The organism is Sphingomonas sp. (assembly GCF_041661885.1).
GTDB lineage: Bacteria > Pseudomonadota > Alphaproteobacteria > Sphingomonadales > Sphingomonadaceae > Sphingomonas.
In genome coordinates this window covers 40,196-59,074 of sequence record NZ_JBAZTL010000010.1, presented here as the reverse complement: position 1 = coordinate 59,074, position 18,879 = coordinate 40,196, and the positions used below count along the sequence as shown (strand labels likewise).

General features: G+C 64.6%; 19 protein-coding genes. 6 read left to right on the top strand and 13 right to left on the bottom strand.

The features are described 5' to 3' along the window. Positions 1-34: 34 nt before the first annotated feature. The 13 genes from WC704_RS16395 to WC704_RS16335 all read right to left on the bottom strand — a co-directional run bounded on the left by WC704_RS16395 (position 35) and on the right by WC704_RS16335 (position 14,820). Positions 35-382, bottom strand: a complete 348-nt coding sequence (locus WC704_RS16395; RefSeq protein WP_372891839.1) for a hypothetical protein — start codon at positions 380-382, stop codon at positions 35-37. Between the two features lie 115 nt (positions 383-497). Beyond that, positions 498-1,160 carry a cation transporter gene (locus WC704_RS16390; protein ID WP_372891837.1) on the bottom strand — a complete coding sequence of 221 codons (663 nt, stop codon included), beginning with the start codon at positions 1,158-1,160 and terminating at the stop codon, positions 498-500. A 92-nt stretch (positions 1,161-1,252) separates the two neighbouring features. Continuing rightward, complete coding sequence (locus WC704_RS16385) at positions 1,253-3,205, bottom strand: FTR1 family protein (protein ID WP_372891835.1); 1,953 nt, start codon at positions 3,203-3,205, stop codon at positions 1,253-1,255. A gap of 77 nt (positions 3,206-3,282) precedes the next feature. Further along, entirely contained in the window at positions 3,283-3,735 is a 453-nt protein-coding gene (locus WC704_RS16380; protein ID WP_372891833.1) for a helix-turn-helix domain-containing protein, read from the bottom strand. 75 nt (positions 3,736-3,810) lie between these two features. After that, positions 3,811-4,203 (bottom strand): MerR family DNA-binding protein, encoded by a 393-nt coding sequence (locus WC704_RS16375; protein ID WP_372891831.1) that lies wholly within the window; start codon positions 4,201-4,203, stop codon positions 3,811-3,813. Further along, positions 4,200-6,458 carry a heavy metal translocating P-type ATPase gene (locus WC704_RS16370; protein ID WP_372891859.1) on the bottom strand — a complete coding sequence of 753 codons (2,259 nt, stop codon included), beginning with the start codon at positions 6,456-6,458 and terminating at the stop codon, positions 4,200-4,202. The genes WC704_RS16375 and WC704_RS16370 overlap by 4 nt, the downstream gene beginning before the upstream one ends. A gap of 250 nt (positions 6,459-6,708) precedes the next feature. Continuing rightward, a complete protein-coding gene (locus tag WC704_RS16365; RefSeq protein WP_372891829.1) occupies positions 6,709-7,296 on the bottom strand; it encodes an RNA polymerase sigma factor in 588 nt (195 codons plus the stop codon). Beyond that, complete coding sequence (locus tag WC704_RS16360) at positions 7,293-7,739, bottom strand: periplasmic heavy metal sensor (protein ID WP_372891827.1); 447 nt, start codon at positions 7,737-7,739, stop codon at positions 7,293-7,295. The genes WC704_RS16365 and WC704_RS16360 overlap by 4 nt, the downstream gene beginning before the upstream one ends. After that, the gene (locus WC704_RS16355; protein WP_372891825.1) at positions 7,736-8,017 is read right to left on the bottom strand and encodes a hypothetical protein; all 282 of its coding nucleotides are present in this window, start codon (positions 8,015-8,017) and stop codon (positions 7,736-7,738) included. The genes WC704_RS16360 and WC704_RS16355 overlap by 4 nt, the downstream gene beginning before the upstream one ends. Before the next feature lie 28 nt (positions 8,018-8,045). Next, positions 8,046-8,936: a hypothetical protein gene (locus tag WC704_RS16350; protein ID WP_372891823.1), complete on the bottom strand. Its 891-nt coding sequence runs from the start codon at positions 8,934-8,936 to the stop codon at positions 8,046-8,048. Between the two features lie 14 nt (positions 8,937-8,950). Further along, a complete protein-coding gene (locus WC704_RS16345; RefSeq protein ID WP_372891821.1) occupies positions 8,951-12,070 on the bottom strand; it encodes an efflux RND transporter permease subunit in 3,120 nt (1,039 codons plus the stop codon). Between the two features lie 3 nt (positions 12,071-12,073). Continuing rightward, on the bottom strand, positions 12,074-13,705 hold the full coding sequence (locus tag WC704_RS16340) for an efflux RND transporter periplasmic adaptor subunit (protein WP_372891819.1): 1,632 nt from the start codon (positions 13,703-13,705) through the stop codon (positions 12,074-12,076). Then, on the bottom strand, positions 13,702-14,820 hold the full coding sequence (locus tag WC704_RS16335) for a TolC family protein (RefSeq protein ID WP_372891817.1): 1,119 nt from the start codon (positions 14,818-14,820) through the stop codon (positions 13,702-13,704). Before WC704_RS16335 ends, WC704_RS16340 begins: the two co-directional genes overlap by 4 nt. A 288-nt stretch (positions 14,821-15,108) precedes the next feature. Between WC704_RS16335 and WC704_RS16330 the strand changes: the two genes are divergently transcribed. From WC704_RS16330 to WC704_RS16305, 6 genes are all read left to right on the top strand, one after another. Next, entirely contained in the window at positions 15,109-15,495 is a 387-nt protein-coding gene (locus WC704_RS16330) for a copper resistance protein CopC (protein WP_372891815.1), read from the top strand. A gap of 355 nt (positions 15,496-15,850) precedes the next feature. Further along, positions 15,851-16,231, top strand: coding sequence for a DUF305 domain-containing protein (locus WC704_RS16325; RefSeq protein WP_372891813.1), 381 nt, complete (start codon positions 15,851-15,853; stop codon positions 16,229-16,231). 28 nt (positions 16,232-16,259) lie between these two features. Further along, the gene (locus WC704_RS16320; protein WP_372891811.1) at positions 16,260-16,706 is read left to right on the top strand and encodes a DUF305 domain-containing protein; all 447 of its coding nucleotides are present in this window, start codon (positions 16,260-16,262) and stop codon (positions 16,704-16,706) included. A gap of 40 nt (positions 16,707-16,746) precedes the next feature. Beyond that, positions 16,747-17,013 (top strand): metal-sensing transcriptional repressor, encoded by a 267-nt coding sequence (locus WC704_RS16315; RefSeq protein ID WP_372891809.1) that lies wholly within the window; start codon positions 16,747-16,749, stop codon positions 17,011-17,013. Positions 17,014-17,023: 10 nt separating this feature from the next. After that, complete coding sequence (locus WC704_RS16310; RefSeq protein ID WP_372891807.1) at positions 17,024-18,151, top strand: cation diffusion facilitator family transporter; 1,128 nt, start codon at positions 17,024-17,026, stop codon at positions 18,149-18,151. A gap of 277 nt (positions 18,152-18,428) precedes the next feature. After that, positions 18,429-18,791, top strand: coding sequence for a hypothetical protein (locus WC704_RS16305; protein ID WP_372891805.1), 363 nt, complete (start codon positions 18,429-18,431; stop codon positions 18,789-18,791). The last annotated feature ends 88 nt before the right edge of the window (positions 18,792-18,879 follow it).

Sequence of the window (18,879 nt, the reverse complement as noted above, 5' to 3'; positions counted from 1 at the left end):
GGAATCCCGCGCCGGGGCGCGGGAGCGGGCGAAGTCAGGCGATCGGCGGCCTCAGGTCGCGGAACAGGTGCGCCGGGGTGGACGGCGCCGTGGCCGCCCTACCTGTCGGAAGGATGCTTGGCCGCAGGTCGACGGACGCGACCTCGGCCGCCGGCACGGCGAGCTCGTGGCAGTGGTTGACGCTGTGGTGGTGTGGGGTTGCCTTGTCGGAATCCCCGGGCACCTCGTCTGAGTCGCCGGCGGAATGTCCGGGCGCGTCGCCGTCGACGATCGTGGTGCGGCAGCCGTCGATCTCGGCAGCGTAGGCGACCGAGGACTGGAACCCGGACCACAGGGTCAGGACCAGCATCAGGGTTGCGATCGAGGCGAGCAGCTTGCGCATTCCCCGCGCTCGTAGACGAAGCTCCGCGCGCGGCCAACCGTTTCCACAACGTGCGCCGGCGAAGCGTCGCGCGGCCGGCCGTCCGACCGACGAAAGGCGTCGCAATGAGCTCACTTTACCTGTTGAGGCCCTTACGGAGCGGGATGGCGGCGGCGACGGGGTTTCCGCGGTCCGGCGTCAATTCGCGCGTTGCTTGGACGATGATCTGCAGCCCGCCCGACACGCCGAGCGCCGCCATGACCGCGGCAACCGCAAGATCGGGCCATTGCGTGCCGGTGCCCAGCACGCCGGCCGCCGCGGCGACCACGGCGAGGTTGCCGATCGCGTCGTTGCGCGAGCAAATCCAGACCGACCGCATGTTCGCGTCGCCCGTGCGGTAGCGGAACAGCATCAGCGCGACGGCGCCGTTGGCGACGAGTGCCAGGACGCCGACGACGCCCATTGTCTCGCCCTGCGGCACCCGGGTCCCGAACGCGGCGATGACTGTCGTAACCATCACGTAGAGCCCGAACGCGAGGATGGTCCCGCCCTTCAGAAGCGCGGCGCGCGATCGCCAGCGCAGCGCCAGCCCCGCGACGCCGAGGCTTATGGCGTAGTTCGCGGAATCGCCCAGGAAGTCGAGCGCGTCGGCCTGCAGCGATCGCGATCCCGACGCGATCCCGGCGAATATCTCGCCGGCGAACATCGCCAGGTTGATCGCAAGCGCGATCCACAGCACGCGGCGCCACCGCGAATCCGGCTCGGCGGGCGCGTCGCTCTGGCAGCTACTACAGACCATGGGGCGTGGCTCGTCGCGAGTTCATTTTCCCTAGATGCACCCTGTAGCGGCTATAGGGTCAAGCGTTATCTGGTTGGACAAGGCCGGCTGGGTCACCGGGCCGCCGCGACCATGCCGCGGCGGCGGTTGAGCATGAAACCGCTTAACACCGCGACCAGCATCGCGACCTGGGCGGCCACCGACTGCCAGGTCGGGAAGATGCCGAGCATGGTGACGCGGGGACCGTTCGCGAGTGGCGCGATGTCGATGATGCCGGCCTCCTGCAGGGCGGCCACGCCTTTTCCTGCCAGCACGACGGTCAACGCCGCCATCAGCCACGCGCTGTAGGTGAAGAACTTGGCGATCGGCAGTTCGCGGCTGTAGCTCAGCATCCCCCACGCGATCAGGGCCAGCACGCCGACGGCCGATCCGGCGCCCGCGAGCAGCATACCGCCATTGCCCTGCGTCCAGAGCGCCGCGTAGAAAAGGATGGTCTCGAAGACCTCGCGGTAGACGACGACGAACGCCAGGCCGAACAGGAACCAGGCGGATTGCCGCGACAACGCCTGCGACATCCGCTCGCGGATGTAGCGCTGCCACTGGTCGGCCTGCGCCTTGCCGTGCATCCAGATGCCAACCGACAGCAGCACGACGGCCGCGAACAGCGAGCCGAACCCCTCGGTAAGTTCGCGGCTCGCGCCGCTGATCCCGATGGCGTAGGTCGCGACGGCCCAGGTGAGGGCACCCGCCACTAGGGCGCCGATCCATCCGCCGTGGACGTATGGCAGCACCTCGGATCGGTCCGCCTTGCGTAGGAATGCGATCATCGCGACGACGATCAGCAGCGCCTCCAGGCCCTCGCGCAGCAGGATCGTGAAGGCACCGAGGAAGGTCGACGCGCTGCTTGCGGCATCCGGCGACAGCACGGCCTCGGCGTCGTCGAACAGTCCATTGATGACCTGCACACGCGTCGCGACTTCGTCGACCGGCCGTCCGTCCTGGAGCGCCGCGCGGAATTCGCCCATCGCCCCCTCGATGTGGCCCATCAGCGTCGCGTCGCGCGCGGTGAGCGTCGGCTCGACCGGCTCGAACCCGTCGAGATAGGCGGACAGCGCGAGTTCGCGCGCCGTGCGTCGGTCACCGGCTTGGTAGGCTGCCAAGCTCTGCGCGAGCTTCGCGCGGGCGACGGTGAGTGAACCGGCCGCGGGCTGCATCACGGCGTCCGGATGCCGGCGGAGATAGGCCATTACGGCGTCGGCCTTGTTCTGCCCGATCTCGACGGCGAGCGCCTGGGGCGTCAGTCCCGCGAGCGTGGTGAGGTTGGGGATGCGCTGCCGGAGGGAAGCGTCGCTCTTCCAGATCCGCTCGCCCTTGGCGCCCATGGCGTCGGTGAATGCGAAGCGTCCGGCGTAGAAGGCCAGCGCCCACCGGTCCTCGGGCGGCAGCGAAGAGAAACTCTGCATCGCGGTGCCGTCAATGCCTTGGTCGATCACTTGGTAGAGGGCGAAGGCGCTGCGCTGCCGCGCCCGCGCGATTTCGGCGAAGGCGATCGGCGGCGTCGCGAGCTTGGCGGCGTCGGGTCCGCGCGCGTCGCCGTTCATGCCGTGGCAGCTGGCGCAGTTCTGCGCGAAAAGGGTCGATCCGCGCGTCAGATCGGGCGCACGAGCCGGTGCGAGCGGGATCGGATAGGCGTTGAGCAGATCGGACGCGATGCCGTGTGCGAGGCGCGCCACGTCTTCGGGCTGTCCCTTGGCCGCGATCAACGACCTTAGCTGTGCCGCGCCCGCGATGAGGCCCGTCTTCGCTGGGGATGGCGGAAGCGCAGCAAGCCGCTCCGACACCGAGGCGGCGAATTCGGTCATCTCGGCGTATTCCGACGCGCTCTTGATTCGACCGCCCGCGACGGCGCCCCCATAATCGACCGCCACATAGTCGAGCAGGCGCCACGCGGTTGGCACATCTGCGGTCTGCGCGATGGCGATGCCAGTGCCGAGAAGGCAGTACAGCGCGACTAGGAGCGCCGCGGCGCGCGGAAACTTGCGCCGCGAGGTGGTGTTCGGGAACATGTATCTGCGGCAGTCTGGGAGTGGCATTCGCGCCTGATAGACCCTCTAGCTGCTAGAGGGTCAAGCGATTTTGCGAGTTAGTTGCAATAGCGCTCAGAAGTCTTCCGGTCGCCATCGTGCCCAGCCACCTCCGGCCCCAGCGACTCGATGATCCGGCAGTCGGATATCGTGCCGTGGCGGCACTGGACGATCAGGCTGTCGAGTTCAGAGCGCAATGTCGTGAGGTCGGCGAGCTTGCGGTCGATGTCCGCGAGGTGCTCGCGTGCGATCAGATCGACGGCAGAGCATGATATGTCCTTCTGATCGGCCAATCCAAGAAGCGCCTTGATCTGATCGAGCGAGAAGCCGAGAGAACGCGCGCGGCGGATGAAGCTGAGACGGGCGAGGTGCGTGGGAGAAAAGGCCCGGTAGTTGGCGACCGTCCGCTCGGGCGCCGGCAGCAGGCCGACGGATTCATAGTAGCGGATCGTCTCAACCTTTGTTCCGGTAGCGACGGCGAGCTTGCCGATAGTGAGTGCCCTTGATGGCATTGATCGCGACCCCGTCAATGTTCGAGATCACCTAATGCCATACCCATTGTCATGTCGAACAATCCTTGCACGTATTTAGTCGCGTCGTTCAAGCGCGGCGATGATCGGGCACGCAGGGCTTTCGTCGCCATCGCACCTCGCGGCGAGGTCGAGGAGCGTGTGGCGCATCGCTTCGAGCGCGTGTGCCTTGCGGCCAAATTCCTCCGCGCGCGCAGTTGCAAGCATTTTTACGTCGGCGCTCGATCGCGAGCTATCCGACCAAAGTTCGAGCAACGCCCTTATATCGTCGATCGGAAACCCGAGATCGCGCGCGTTAGCGATGAACTGCAACCGGTGCACATCGGAGTCTGAATAGTCGCGATATCCTGACGAGCGTCGCGGCGCGGCACCGATCAGGCGGATTCCCTCGTAATGGCGGATCATGCGCCGGGAAACGCCGCTCGCGGTGGATGCCGGGCCGATCTTCACAACCGCGTCGTATTCAACCGCAGGGCGTTCGTCACGACTGTGAACGACGACAGCGCCATCGCCGCACCCGCGATCATCGGCGAAAGCAGGATGCCGGCGACTGGATAAAGGACGCCCGCCGCCACCGGCACGCCGATGCCGTTAAACAAGAACGAGAAGAACAGGTTCTGCCGGATATTGCTCATCGTCGCCTTCGCCAGGCGGCGGGCGCGGACCATCGCCGCGAGGTCGCCCTTGGTGAGCGTCATGCCCGCGCTCTCGATCGCCACATCGGTGCCGGTGCCCATGGCGACGCCCACGTCCGCCGCGGCGAGAGCCGGCGCGTCGTTGATGCCGTCGCCCGCCATCGCAACCTTGGCGCCCTTGGTCTTGAGTTCACCGATGATTCGCGCCTTGTCTTCGGGTTTCAGGCCGGCGTGAACCTCGTCGATCCCGCCGATCGCCTTGGCAACGGCGTTCGCGGTGCCTTCCGCGTCGCCCGTAAGCATCACGATCCGCAGCCCTTCCTCGCGCAGAGCGGCGATAGCGCCGCGAGCAGATTCCTTGATCGGGTCGGCGACCGCAAGCAGCCCGGCCAGTTTCCCATCGACCGCGACGAACATGACGCCGGCGCCTTCGTCGCGGTGGCGATAGGCGATATCATCCAGCACCGACACGTCGGCACCGACTCGCTCCATCTGCGCGACGTTGCCCACAGCCACTTCCTGGCCATTGACCTTACCCCTGACGCCAAGGCCTGTCTGAGAGTCGAAACCGTCAACCGACGCCACATCCAGCCCTGCATCGCGAGCGCCGGTCACGACCGCATGGGCGAGCGGATGTTCGGAACGCGCCTCGACTGCGGCGGCCGCCACCAGCACTTCATTTCGGGTGAAACCTTCAACAGTCTCTACAGCGACCAGCGTAGGTCGTCCCTCGGTAAGCGTGCCGGTCTTGTCGATCACGAGCGTATCGACGTCGGCCATCATTTGCAGCGCCTCGGCGTCCTTGATCAGCACGCCCGCACGCGCCCCGCGCCCGGTGCCGACCATGATCGACATCGGGGTCGCCAGCCCGAGCGCGCAGGGGCAGGCGATGATCAGCACGGCGATCGCGTTGAGCAGGGCGTGCCCGAACCGCGGTTCAGGGCCGGCCAGGTTCCAGACGACGAATGTCACGATCGCGATCGCAACGACGAGCGGGACGAACCAACCCGACACGCGATCCGCCAACGCCTGGATCGGCGCGCGACTGCGCTGCGCCTCAGCCACCATCTTCACGATGCGCGCGAGCACCGTGTCCGATCCGACCGCGCGCGCCTCGATCACCAGCGCGCCGGTGCCGTTGACGGTGCCGCCGGTCACGCTCGCGCCTTCCTCCTTCAGCACGGGCACGGGTTCGCCGGTTAGCATCGACTCGTCGACCGACGACCGGCCTTCGACCACCACGCCATCGACCGGCACCGCTTCGCCAGGCCGCACGCGCAGGCGATCGCCTGCCGCCACGTCGGCGAGCTCGACTTCCTCATCCTCGCCGCCAGCGCCAATGCGCCGCGCGGTCTTGGGCGCAAGATTCAGCAGCGCGCGGATTGCGCGCCCGGTCGCGGCGCGAGCGCGCAGTTCGAGCACCTGGCCCAGCAGCACCAGCGTTACGACGACGCCAGCCGCTTCGTAATAGACCGGCACCATGCCGTGCATTTGGAACGATGGCGGGAACAGCCCTGGCGCTACGGTCGCGACCACGCTGTAGGCGAACGCCGCGCCAACGCCGATCGAGACCAGGGTGAACATGTTGAGGTGGCGGGTGACGATCGAGGTCCAGCCGCGCTCGAAAAACGGCCAGCCGGCCCACAGCACGATGGGTGCCGTGAGCGCCAGTTGCAGCCACGGATTGATCGCTGGCGGGACGAAGTGGACGCCGAGCATCTCCGCCACCATCGAGATCGCGAGCAGCGGCACGGTCAGCGCGGCGGCGACCCACGTCCGCCGGGTGAAATCGACCAGCTCGGGGTTGGGCGCGTCGTCGAGCGATGGCTCCTCCGGTTCGAGCGCCATCCCGCAGATTGGGCAGGTTCCCGGACCTTCCAGGCGGATTTGCGGATGCATCGGGCAGGTCCACATCGCGCCCGGTGCCGCCTCGGGTTCCGGTCGAGGTTCGTCGTTCAGATAGCGTTCGGGGTCTGCGACGAACTTCGTGCGACAGCCTGCCGAGCAGAAATGATGTTTCCGACCGTCGTGCGTCGCATGATGCGGCGTCGCGGCCGGATCGACATCCATACCGCAGACCGTATCCTCTACCTTGGCGGGAGCACTCATGTCTCCGCTCGTCCGGCTGACCGAACAGCAGCCGCCCGCCGTCTCTTCATGTCCGCGCTCGTTCGCCTGTTTCGTCATGTCAGTCCTCCAGAGCACACCGATATGGAGTTTGACACCATGTCAGGGTCAAGGCCCGAAATCCCGCCACATCGCGATCAGAACCCGCTGGCCCGGCTCCAGAGCAAACGCGCTTTTCTGTTCAGCGCCGCGCTCATCCGCCCTTCCCGTCCAGAGCTGCCAGTAGGGCGCGCAATCTCGCCCGCGCCCGGCTGATCCTGGTTTCGACCGCTTTCTCGCTGATTCCGAGAAGGTCGGCAATCGAGGATTGGGGCCAGCCGTCAAGCGCGCTCAGGATCAACGGCTCCTTGAGACTCGTTGGCAAGGAGGCGATGGTGGCCAGCGTACGTGCCAGTGCCGCCCGGTCGTTCAGGGCCGCATCCATCCCCGGCCTACCATCGGCTACGGTCTCCGCAATGTCCGACGTCAGTGGCAGGGCCATCAAGAAGAATTGGCGCACTACGCGCCGCCGACGCCAGTCGCGCGCCTTGTTGATCGCAATCCGGGCCAGCCAGGCGCGCATGGGGCGGAACCGATCGAATTGATGGAGCTTTGCAAACGCCGCTATGAAGCAGTCTTGCAAGACATCGATCGCCTCGTCGTCTCCGCCAATATGCGCGCGGATCAGGCGGAGGAGTGACTCACGGTGTCGCCGCATGATTTCGCCATAGGCGGCCTGGCGTCCCGCCAGCGCGAGATTCGCCAGCTCCCCGTCCGAGGCCGTAGCGAGATCAATCGTCACCGATGCTCTTCGGTCAACGCCCGAACGACTGCCGCATCGAACCGCGCCGCCTGCGCGGGCCGGAGGATTTTTCGCATGGCGAAGACGTGGGCGAGCGTGTCCTTTTGCAATTCGCCCATCGCGACGTGCGCCTGATCCACGGCGGCGGCAACCTTAGGTCCGGCGTCGTGCTCCTCGGCAATCGCTTCTGCCAGCCGCGCGTTGTCACGTCGCAGTTCCAGCTCGCGCGCGCGTCGGCGCGCGGCAAAGCGCAGTTCAAGCTGTTCCAGCGCCGCGCGTTGATCGGCATCGAGATCGAGACCCTCGTGCACGAATTGATGGAAGTCGATCGTCGAAGGGACCGGCGTTGGCAAAAATGCGCGCCCGATTGCGACACCAGCGAAGCCGGCAAGCAGGGCAATCGCGGCAATGGCCAGCGACTGGCGAAGCCGCAGGCCGATCATGCGCCGAACAGCGTCGACAAAGCATAGGGCGGCTCACCGAACAGGCCCGCCACGTCGTGCAGCGGAGCATCGCGCCGGCTCACATCCCCGCCTGCCGTCACGCCGAGAACCAGCGCGAAGATCGCTGCCCCCGCACCCGACGCGAACAGCGAGGGGCCGTGCACGCGACCGATCGCACCGAGACGCGCCATCACGCGATCCTCGATGCCATCGAGCGATGCCGGGATTGGGGCGTTCGCCAGCCTGGCCAATGCCATGTCGAGATCGTCCATCTTCATCGTCCTTCCTCGCTTCCTGCTAACTCCGTCAGGGCGCAACCGTTGCGGTAAACGGCACGATCGTTTCCCGTCCATTGGCGCGAATTTGCGCGAACAGTTTTAGAACGCCAGCTTGTTCGGGCTGAATGTGGAAGTTGATGGCGGGACCGCCCCGCTCGCCTTCTGATTTCGGTTCTACTCCCAGCGGATGGACATGCTCGATCGAATCCCAGTTGCCGGCAAACGCTACGATATGGCCGAACGCCCCCATGATCGGCTGAAGCTGCGCAAAGGGTTTGCCACTTTTTGTATCGATCACGATGCGGCCCTGCGCTGCCCGCCCGACCTTGAGCGGCATCGTGAAACTCAGGCGGAATCGAAGCCCGTTCCTCTCGGCCGTTGCGACGGTTGCTGCGCTCGGTGCAGGCGCCCTTTCGGCGCCCGCGACCAAATCGTTGCCGACATACTCATGGCGACCGTCGGGCAGTGTCACATCGGCCCACACCTTGTAAGTGCGCCCGAACAGCGGTGTGAAATCGAAATGCCACCGGCCAGGTTTTGCCGGGTCCGCGACTGGGTGGATGTGCTGATAATCAGTCAGACTGGCATCGACGATCAACAGGTGCAGTTTCTTGGTATGTGCCAGCGCGAGGTCATCCGGGCCGAGCGGATTGCCACTGGCGATATTGGCCAATGTGAGCGCAACGCTTTGCGCACGCCCCGGTGCGAGGGGGCCGTTGAGCAACAGCGTCAATTTCATCGTGGGCGTGCTATTATCGCCCTCGCCCCCCATGCCCATACCGACTGGGTCGCCAGCCATATTCGTATTGGCTGTAGCAGTTGGGGCTGGGTCGGCTGATTTCGTCGAGCCGCATCCGACCAACCCGAGCGACAGCGCCGCAAGAGGAAGAAGAAAAAAAGTTTTCATCGCGAACTCCATCCGATTCTGGCTGGTTAAAAGGCTTCGGTCGATCCCGCCGCGCGGGCATCGGCGACCAGGCGGTCGAGCGGTTTGCGGCCGTAGAGACGGAACAGGATCGGGGTGACGAGCGCATCGAGCAGGGTTGCCGACAGCAGGCCGCCAAAGATCGTCACCGCCACCGGATGTAGGATTTCCTTGCCAGGTTCGTCGGCACCGATCAGCAAAGGTGTGAGCGCCAGGCCTGCCCCCAGCGCGGTCATCAACACCGGGGTGAGGCGCTCAAGCGTGCCGCGCTCGATCATTGCATCGCCCCAGGTTTCGCCCTCGTGGAGGACGAGGTTGATGTAATGACTGACCTTCAGGATACCGTTGCGTGCCGCGATCCCGGTCAACGTCACGAAGCCGATCAGGCTGGCGACCGACAGCGGCAATGCGAATAGCCACAGCGCCAAGACCGAGCCGACCAGCGCCATCGGCACCCCCGCCATGATAATCAGCGCCAGCCGCACCGAGCGATAGCGCGTGAACAGGAGCGCGAAGATCAACGCGAACGAGATCAGCGACAAACCGCCGATGGTGAGTGTCGCCTCTTGTTGTGCCTGGAACTGCCCCTCGATGCGGACGAACCCGCCATCGGGCAGTTTGAGCTTGGCGACCTCGGCGTTGATGACCGCGATGATGTCGCCGAGATTGGCACCCGGTGCGGCATTTGCGGACAGCACGATCCGGCGACGGCCGTCTTCGCGCAGAATCTGGTTGGGGCCTTCGGTTTCCTTGACGTCGGCCAGGTTGCGCAGTGGCACCGGACCCTGCGGCGTTTCGATTAGCAGATCGGCTAGGCCGGTCGTCGAACGCTCCTGATCGGGCAGTCGCAACACGACGTCATAGCGCTTGAGGCCATCGACGATGGTGCTGACGATCTTGCCGTTCGACAGCGTCTCGACGGCTTCGGCAATCGCCGCAGGAGCTACGCCGTAGGAGGCGGCGCGGTCGTAATCGATGTTGAGGTCGAGTTGCGGCACGCGCACCTGCCGTTCTACCCGCAGATCGACGATTCCGGGCGCTTTGGCGATGCGGCCTTGCAGCGTCTCGGCTCTGGTGCGCAACGCATCGAGATCTTCGGCGAAAATCTTGACGACGATCTGTGCGGTGACACCCGACAGCAGATGATCGATCCGGTGGCCGATCGGCGCACCGACGGTGACAGAGCCGGGCAGGATTGCGAGGCGCTCGCGGATTTCGCGCGCGACGACTTCGCGATCGGCCGTGCCGGGTTTCAGCGCAACGTCGATCTCGCTCGAATGAACGCCTTCGGCATGCTCGTCGAGTTCAGCGCGCCCGGTGCGGCGGCTGACGCTCGCCACGTCCGGGATTTGCAGCAGCAGCTTTTCAGCGGTGCTGCCAAGCTTGCTCGATTGCTCGAGCGAGAGGCCCGGCTGGAAGGCGAGGCTGACGACGAAGCTGCCTTCGTTGAAGGTTGGCAGGAATGCCTTGGGAAGGCTAGCCGCGCCAAGCATCGCGACCCCGGTCGCGATGCCGCCTGCAATCAGGACCGCTCTGGAGTGCTGGAATCCCCAGCCGAGAAGGCGGCTGTTGGCGTCCTTCAACCGGTGGACGAGTCCGGACTCCGCCGCTTCCGCGCGTTTGGCCGCCAATTCGGGTAGCAGGTAGTAGCAGAGCACCGGGGTCAGCGTGATCGAGGTGACGAGACTGGCGAGGATCGAGATGACGTAGGCGACGCCCAGGGGCTGGAACAGCCGCCCCTCGACCCCGCCGAGGAAGAACAGCGGCAGGAAGACGAGGATGATGATCGCGGTCGCGTAAATGATCCCCGAGCGTACCTCGCCGGTGGCGTGCGCGATCACCGCCAACGCCGGTTTAGGTTCGGCCTCCTGCGCATTCTCGCGGAGCCGGCGATAGACATTTTCGACGCCGACGACCGCATCATCGACGAGCTCGCCAATCGCGATCGCCAGACCCCCCAGAGTCATCGTGTTGATCGACAGGCCGAAGATCTGAAAGACGACCGCGGTGATCAGGATCGACATCGGCAGCGCGGCGAGCGAGATCGCGGTGGTGCGCCAGTTGAGCAGGAACGCGAACAGCACGGCCGCGACGACGATCGCCGCCTCGATCAGCGAGCGCTTGAGCGTGCCGATCGAGGTCTGGATGAAATTGGCCTGGCGAAACTGGACGCGGTCGGCGTGCAGTCCCGCAGGCAGCGTGGCGGTGATTTCCTTCAGTGCCTTTTCGACCTCGTCGGTCACCTTCACCGTCGCCGCGTCGGGTTGCTTCTGGATCGCGATGACGACCGCGGGCTGGCCATCGTAGCCGGCATCGCCGCGCCGGAACGCCGCCGCGAAGTCGACCCGCGCGACTTGTGACAGCCTGACCGGGCCGTCGGCGTTGCTGGCGACAACGAGCTGCTGAAGATCCTCGATCCGCGTCGTCCGCGCGACGTTGCGGATCAGGAACTCGCGTTCGAATTGGTCGACGAAGCCGCCGCCGGTGTTGGTGCCGAAAGCCTGGAGCGCGTCTTCGACGTCCTTCAGTTTGACGCCGACCGCGTTCATCGCGGCGAGATCGGGCGACACGCGATACTGCCGCACCTCGCCGCCAATCGGAATGACCTGCGCGACACCGGGGATCGCAAGCAGCCTTGGCCGGATCTGGAAGTCGGCAATCTCACGCGCCTGCATCGGGCTTGCCCGGCCATAGGGAATCGCGACCAGCATGATCTCGCCCATGATCGAGGTGACCGGCCCCATTTGCGGCACGACGGCGGGCGGAATCTGCTCGCGCACCAGCGTCAGTCGCTCGGCGACCTGCTGGCGCGCGCGGTAAACGTCCTCCTTCCAGCCAAACTCGACATAGACGATCGAAAGGCCGATGCCGGACACCGAGCGGACCCGCTCGACACCGGGGACGCCGCTCATCGACGTCTCGATTGGGCGGGTCACCAATGTTTCGACTTCGGGCGGAGCAAGGCCTGGTGATTCGGTCAGGATCGTGACTACCGGCCGATTGAGGTTGGGGAGCACATCGACCGGCAAGCGGCTCACCGACAGCCCGCCGAACGCCATCAGCGCGAATGCCAGAAACAGCGTCAGTACGCGGTTGCGGAGTGAAAAGGCGACGAGCCGGTCGAACATCGCCTAGCGAACCTGGCCAAGAAGCTCGGCACCCGCCGTCACCACGCGTTCGCCTGGCTTTACGTTGGAGAGCAGCGCAACGCGACCTGCATCGACCGGCGAGGACTTTACGCTGCGTTGCTCGAACAGCTCGGCGTGGGTTTTGACGAACACCGAGGGCAGCCCGTTGGCGCTCGACAGCAAGGCGGCCCGCGGCACGATCACCCCGGCGACCGTTCCACCAAGCGGTGCCTCGATAGTGATTGGTTCACCAATCCGGAGATTGGCCGGGACGCCCATAACCCGGAACAGAGCGGGCGCTGCGCGTCCGCGGTCGACCAAACCGGCCCCTTCGAATACGAGGTCAAACGTCGTGCCGTCGGCGGTCTTGCCAACGGCTTTTGCACCCGTCGCCAGCGCGCGGCGGTCGAACAGGTTGGCCTCGACATAGAGCCGCGAGCGATCGACAATCTCGAACAGGGTAGTTTCGGCGCTCACCACCTGCCCGACGCGGACAGACGAAGATGCGATCACGCCATCGATCGGCGATACCAGCACTTCGCGTGCGCTGCGCGCGCGGCCAAGCGCGGCGCGGCGGCGCTGAAGGCCCGCAAGCGTAATCCCGGCCTCTTCGATTTGTCGACGCGGCACGACACCCTCAAGCCGTCGCAGACGCGCGGCGGTGTTTGCGGCGAGTGAGATTTGCTGATCGAGATCGCTCAGCTCGCGGGCGATGTCGGCACGGTCGATTGCCTGCAAGGGTGGCTCGACAAATGCCAACACCTGACCGGCACGAACCGCCTGTCCGATGATCGGCAAGCCCGCTGCCGATGCCCCGATGCGCCCGCCGGTGGCGCTCTGGATCAGCCCGCCACGCTGCGGATCGGCAACGATCCTGCCAGTCAGGCTTGTCGTCGGCTGTGCTTCGCCCGCCGCCGCAAGCACCGTTCGGACGCCGATGATCCGCTGGACCGATTTGGGGCCGAACAGCTTGCCGTCCGCGGTCTTGACTGCGGCTTCGCCCGATCCGGCAGGGGCAGCCGGAACCGCACCATGATCCTCATCGCCATGCGCGGCTACCGGGGTAGGGCGAACAGGCACGCCAAAGATCAACTGTGAGCCGATCAGCACGGCCAGCCCGGCTGCGACCAGTCGGCGCGAACGCCAATACCACGCCCCGGCCAGCGCAAGCGCCACCAGCGCCGCGATCAACAGCCATCGCCAGATCGGCGTCGCCGTCGTATCTGCTGCGACCGCCGGAACCGTCACCGTACCCGAAAGCGATTCGAACGCCCCGTCGTGGCTCACCAGAAACGACAGTTCGTGCGGGCCCGGCTTTTTCATACCGTCGTCGGAATAGGTATAGACGCCGTTCACTGCCTTCGCCTGCCCGGTCTTGCCATCGACTGTGACGCTAACGGTTGCGCGTGTTACCGGCACATTGTCGGCAAACCCGTCGATCCAGATCGTCAGATCGTCCGCCTTCGCCGCTGCCACCAGTTCGAGCGCGTCGGTCGCCGCTTCCATCCGCGGCGCGATCGACACGCCGACGGGCGTGCTGGCGGCACCATGATCCTCATCGCCGTGCGCAACCGCCAGTGATGCGCTGGCGACCATCGCCAGCGCGGCAAGCGCCATCCGAATAGTTTTGATCATGGCAGAACGCCCATCGCTTGATTGAAGGAAGAGATTGCGGCGAACCGGGCGACCTTCGCGGCTGCAAGATCGCGCTCGGCTTCAGACAATGCCTGTCGCGCGCGCAGCGCTTCGATGAAGCCGATCTCGCCTTCGGCGCGGCCACGTTCGGTAAGCGACAATGCTTCTGCGAGCGCGTCCCGGCGTGTCTGCGCCCGATCGAGCGCGCGCGCCGCCGCGTCGAGCCGTGTTTGAGCCGCGCGCTGTTCGGCTGCCAACCGAATACGGGTCCGATTGGCCTCCGCTGCGGCCCCTAGCGCTTCGGAACGGGCCCCGGCCGCTTCCGCCACGGCGGTCTGATTGCGCCCGAGCGGCACCCTGACGCCGACCAGCAGCGCACTCCGAAATGGCTCGGTCGGCACATTCGGATCGCCGACGCCACCGCGTTCGCGCCTGACTCCGATCGTTCCTTCGAGCCGCACCCGCGCACCATAGGACAGGCTGGTCGCACGCGCGTCGGCCAGCGCCGCCCGGTCGAGCGCGGCACGAAGCGCCGGGCTGTTTTCAAGATCGGTTGCCTGCGCCTGGACTTCAGGGGGTAAGTCCTCAGGCGGAGGCCCGGCGAGTGCGGTATAAACGGCTTCGGCTCGAGCAAGATCGGCTTCGGCCTGCGCCAATCGCGACTCTGCCGTCGAGGTTTCGGCCTGGGCCAGCAACAGGTCGCGCCGGGACTGTTCTCCAGCGCCGACCAGCCGCGCCACCTGTCTGGCGTTGGTCGTAGCGATCCCCACTTGCTCGCGATCTATCGCGACCGCAGCACGCGCCATCGCCAGCGACCACCATGCGTCGCGTACCTCACCGGCGATCCGCAGCCGTGCGGCATCGAGTCCCGATTGCGCGGCATCACCAACACGACCGGCAAAAGTTCGGATCGCCTTGCCTTCTCCTGGCCAGCGAATGCCTGCCGAGACCGAGGTCTCTTCCTCAATGACGCCTTGTGATCGCGTCAGTAGGTCGGCCGATACTACAGGCGGCCCAACGAACGGCCCGCGTCCGCTCCGGCGCAATGCTTCAGCCTGCGCGCGGAGCGCGGGGAGGCTCGCGGTCTCGGAAGATTGGCCGACGGCTACACCCACCGCATCATGCAAGGTTCTAACGGCTATGGGGTCTGCCGTCTTCTGAGCGACGGCTGTCGTTGGTGCGGACATCGCCGCAACAAACAATAGTGCAGCCGACCGAAGGTTAGTGTGGTGCATCAAGGTTGATCTTCCGCGTTTCTAAAGCTGTTACGCAGCCTGGCGATGCAGCCCTCAATCCGGCCTTCAATTTTTTTAAAAATGCAGATCGAATTTCTGCATCGGGTGAGGGGCAGGCCGACGCGCTGCGTATCCTCCTATAGTGCAACACTTCAAAGGATTGGCGGAATGCGTCTCTTCACGACATCGCTCATCGTCTTGGCAATTTCGACCGGATCGCTGCTCGCGACCGAAGCGAATGCCCACGCAAAACTCGTCGCGTCGAATCCGGCGGCTAATGCAACCGTCGTCGGACCCACCAGGCTCCAACTCCGGTTCGATGAAAAGCTCGTTGCCAAAGGGTCGTCGATCCAGTTGTTTGTGACGGCAAAGCCAGGTGTAAAACTGACGGCGCCGATGCCCGTCAGCGTTACCGCCGTCCTCGGGCCGGACGGGAAAATGCTCATCGCGCCGCTCAAGCGACCCCTGACGACTGGGTCATACCTGATCGCCTGGCACGCCACGACCAGCGACGGCGAACGCAAGGATGGAACCTTCGGCTTCAAGGTCCGCTAGCAAGTTCGACGAGGCCCAGAATCTGCATCATCTGCTGCAATCACCCTTCTTGCTTCGGAGGAGAAATATCCGGACTTCCACGGCCTGGTATGTCGGCACCGCCATCGAAGCACTGGCACTCGTCGGAGCCAGCGTGAGCTTCTTGGCGGCTGAACCGCCGCTCAGCGATGTGTTGATAGCCGTCTTCATCCTCGGTGGGATGTTGCTGTCATGGTGGCTCAGTCGGACCAGCAAAGGGTGATCGGCGTACAGAATGCAGGTCAACGGAGGAGGTGCGTGGGGAGCTTCAAAAACAACGGGAAAAATAACCGTATTGCCGCGTTAATGTGCCAATCAATTGTGTCAGGAGAGTCTCATGAACCGTCTATTTGTTCTTCCGCCGCTTTTGCTGCCGATCATGATCGTCGGATGTTCACCTCCCAAACAAGAAGCGCCTGCGGGATCGACCGGCGACATGAATATGGCGATGCCGATGGCCGGGGACTCGGCTGCCACACGCGGATATAAAACGTCGATGTCGACGATGATGGCTAAAATGCCGCAATATACCGGCGATCCCGATGTCGATTTCATGCAGCAAATGCGAGGTCACCATCAAGCAGCGATCGACATGGCAACGGTCGAACTAGCGAATGGTAAGGATCCGGAAGCGCGTGCACTCGCCACGTCAATTATTGCGGCACAGAAAGCTGAGATCGCGCAGATGGGCAAGTGGCTTGAAAAGAAGCCCAACTGAATCGCAGTCAACATAGGAAGTGCGGTCGATGATCAAGAATCCTTATGTCAACCTTGGTATTCAATCAGTCGTCGGCGGCATCGTGATGTACTTTGTCATGTTCGTCATGATCGACGGACTCGGCAGCTTCTACAACAACCTCAACATGGTCTACATGACGCTGATGATGGTCGCACCGATGGTGGTGCTGATGGTGGTCGCGATGCGCGGCATGTTCCCGTCGAATACAGCCAATGCCTCGATCCTCGCCGGATCGCTGATCGTGTTCGTCGGGTGCTTCGGGCTGATCCGCACACAGACGACGATCGGCGACGACGCGTTCCTGCGCTCCATGATCCCGCATCATTCGGGCGCGATCCTGATGTGCCAGCAGGCCACTTTGAAGGATCCGGAAGTGGTGCGACTCTGCCAAGGCATCATCATGTCGCAGCGCCAAGAGATCGAGCAAATGAAGGCGATTCTAGCGCGGAGATAGCCGGATTGACCCCCTCCCCCCTAGGGGGTAGGGGGTGCGCATGTCACACGCATCCGATCCCGAAGTCCGTCGCGGACTGACACAGGCCCAAGGTCACCTCGCCTCCATCCTAACGATGCTGACCGAACAGCGGTCGTGCCTCGATCTCGCCCAGCAGCTGCAGGCGGTCGAGAGCACGATCCGCACGGTCAAGCGCGTGCTCATCCACGACCACATGGAGCATTGCATCGCGGACGCCGTCGCGGACGGCGGTATGAGTTCAGAGCAGGCGCTGCGCGAGTTCAAGTCGCTCACCAAATATCTTTGAGGGACACGGCATGACGAGCATCCGCGAATGGCTGGGTTTCGGCGGCCAGGCGGCCTTCGGGCATGCCGGGCACGGCCATGACCACGGCCCCGGTGGCGGACACGGCCACACGCATGGCGTGATCGACCCTTCGCTCACCACCACCGACCGCGGCATCTGGGCGATCAAGTGGTCGTTCGTCATCCTCGCGGTGACCGCGGCACTGCAGTTCGTCGTCGTGATCCTGTCGGGCTCGGTCGCGCTTCTCGCCGACATGATCCACAACGTCGGTGACGCGACTACGGCGATTCCGCTGTGGTTCGCGTTCGTTTTCGCCCGCCGCAAGCCGTCGAAGACCTTCACCTACGGATTGGGCCGGGTCGAGGATCTGGCCGGCATCCTCATCGTCCTGATCATCCTTTTCAGCGCGGTCGTCGCTGGCTACCAGGCAATCAGCCGCCTGATCCATCCGCAGGCGGTCACGCATCTCGGCTGGCTGGCGGCCGCAGGCGTGATCGGCTTCGTCGGCAACGAGGTCGTCGCGGTGTTCCGCATCCGGGTCGGCCGGCAGATGAACAGTGCTGCGCTGATCGTCGACGGCTACCATGCGCGCACCGACGGCCTCACCTCGCTGGCCGTTGTGCTCGGCGCGGTCGGCGTGTGGTTCGGCTATCCGCTCGCCGATCCGATCATCGGACTGCTCATCACCATCGCAATCATGGGGATCGTCTGGCAGTCGGCGCGCGCCGTCATCACCCGTACGCTGGATGGCGTGGACCCCGGTATCACCGCCGAAATCAGGCACGCCGCCGAGCATGTTCCGGGCATCGTCCAGGTCATCGACGCGAGAGCGCGGTGGATGGGCCATCGTCTACACGCCGATGTCGCCATCGCCATCGATGACCGCACCCAGATGTCGGAAGGCGTCGCGATCGCGCGCGCACTAAAGGCCGAACTACTGGAGCACATCCCAGCGCTCCGCAGTGCGAACGTGACGTTCGATCCTTGGGATCTGCCCGCCCCCGAAGCGCCGCCGGCCTACGGTTCGAGTCATCACCACGCGCCCGACCCTTTCCGGTTCAAGGGCGATCTGGGCGAAGGGGTTTTGGAGATCGTGGACACGCCGGACGGCACCCAATCTTGCAATGCGGCCGACTAGCTCAGTTCGTTAGGCGGCGAACGTCGTAGGCCTCGCTGAGATCAATTTGATGCTTCTATACCGAGGCTACAGAGCACAAGAGACTCGGCGACATTCGGGACAACATTGGCTTTAAGGGTCAACATTACGTCATTTTACTTCAGCTCCACAGTCCTCTTAAATTGGCGGTGCGCGCGCGGGGCTTTGTCGCCGCACGATGGCATCTTAAATGCGAATGTAACCGCCCAACCAGATAGCCCGAATTGACTTTCGCCATGTCATCACGCACGCACAACGTATGCTGAAGCTGTTCCGCCATCTCCTGGTTCTGGGAGTTTTTCTCGGCCTGGCCGGGAATGGCGTCGCGTCGGCGTCACCGGCGTGCCATATGATGACGCAGCATCATGCGGCGGCAATGGCGGATATGCCCGACTGTGACATGGGCAAGTCCTGTCCCGATTGCGGATCGAAGACGAGCAAAGGAATGAAGCCTGGCTGCATGATGATGGCCGGCTGCGCAGTTACCCTTGCGATGAAGGAACCCGCGCCCGCCACGGCTTCGATCACTCTCCACGAGAGGACCGCGTTTTGGCCGGTGACCGCCGTTCTGGCAGGACGCATCGTCCCTCCCGAGCCCGAGCCGCCCACACTCCTTAGCTGAACCGACCGGCGTCGGTGATCGACCGACCAAGTTGCGCACGTCGCGCGACAGTGGGTGATCGCCGAACGCCTGACCGCGTTACAACCAA

Excerpts from the sequence above, each read along its gene's own strand:
- WC704_RS16395 (WP_372891839.1), bottom strand. The coding sequence starts at position 382 with ATGCGCAAGCTGCTCGCCTCGATCGCAACCCTGATGCTGGTCCTGACC.
- WC704_RS16390 (WP_372891837.1), bottom strand. The coding sequence starts at position 1,160 with ATGGTCTGTAGTAGCTGCCAGAGCGACGCGCCCGCCGAGCCGGATTCG.
- WC704_RS16385 (WP_372891835.1), bottom strand. The coding sequence starts at position 3,205 with ATGTTCCCGAACACCACCTCGCGGCGCAAGTTTCCGCGCGCCGCGGCG.
- WC704_RS16380 (WP_372891833.1), bottom strand. The coding sequence starts at position 3,735 with ATGCCATCAAGGGCACTCACTATCGGCAAGCTCGCCGTCGCTACCGGA.
- WC704_RS16370 (WP_372891859.1), bottom strand. The coding sequence starts at position 6,458 with ATGGATGTCGATCCGGCCGCGACGCCGCATCATGCGACGCACGACGGT.
- WC704_RS16360 (WP_372891827.1), bottom strand. The coding sequence starts at position 7,739 with ATGATCGGCCTGCGGCTTCGCCAGTCGCTGGCCATTGCCGCGATTGCC.
- WC704_RS16355 (WP_372891825.1), bottom strand. The coding sequence starts at position 8,017 with ATGAAGATGGACGATCTCGACATGGCATTGGCCAGGCTGGCGAACGCC.
- WC704_RS16350 (WP_372891823.1), bottom strand. The coding sequence starts at position 8,936 with ATGGAGTTCGCGATGAAAACTTTTTTTCTTCTTCCTCTTGCGGCGCTG.
- WC704_RS16345 (WP_372891821.1), bottom strand. The coding sequence starts at position 12,070 with ATGTTCGACCGGCTCGTCGCCTTTTCACTCCGCAACCGCGTACTGACG.
- WC704_RS16340 (WP_372891819.1), bottom strand. The coding sequence starts at position 13,705 with ATGATCAAAACTATTCGGATGGCGCTTGCCGCGCTGGCGATGGTCGCC.
- WC704_RS16330 (WP_372891815.1), top strand. The coding sequence starts at position 15,109 with ATGCGTCTCTTCACGACATCGCTCATCGTCTTGGCAATTTCGACCGGA.
- WC704_RS16325 (WP_372891813.1), top strand. The coding sequence starts at position 15,851 with ATGAACCGTCTATTTGTTCTTCCGCCGCTTTTGCTGCCGATCATGATC.
- WC704_RS16320 (WP_372891811.1), top strand. The coding sequence starts at position 16,260 with ATGATCAAGAATCCTTATGTCAACCTTGGTATTCAATCAGTCGTCGGC.
- WC704_RS16315 (WP_372891809.1), top strand. The coding sequence starts at position 16,747 with ATGTCACACGCATCCGATCCCGAAGTCCGTCGCGGACTGACACAGGCC.
- WC704_RS16310 (WP_372891807.1), top strand. The coding sequence starts at position 17,024 with ATGACGAGCATCCGCGAATGGCTGGGTTTCGGCGGCCAGGCGGCCTTC.
- WC704_RS16305 (WP_372891805.1), top strand. The coding sequence starts at position 18,429 with ATGCTGAAGCTGTTCCGCCATCTCCTGGTTCTGGGAGTTTTTCTCGGC.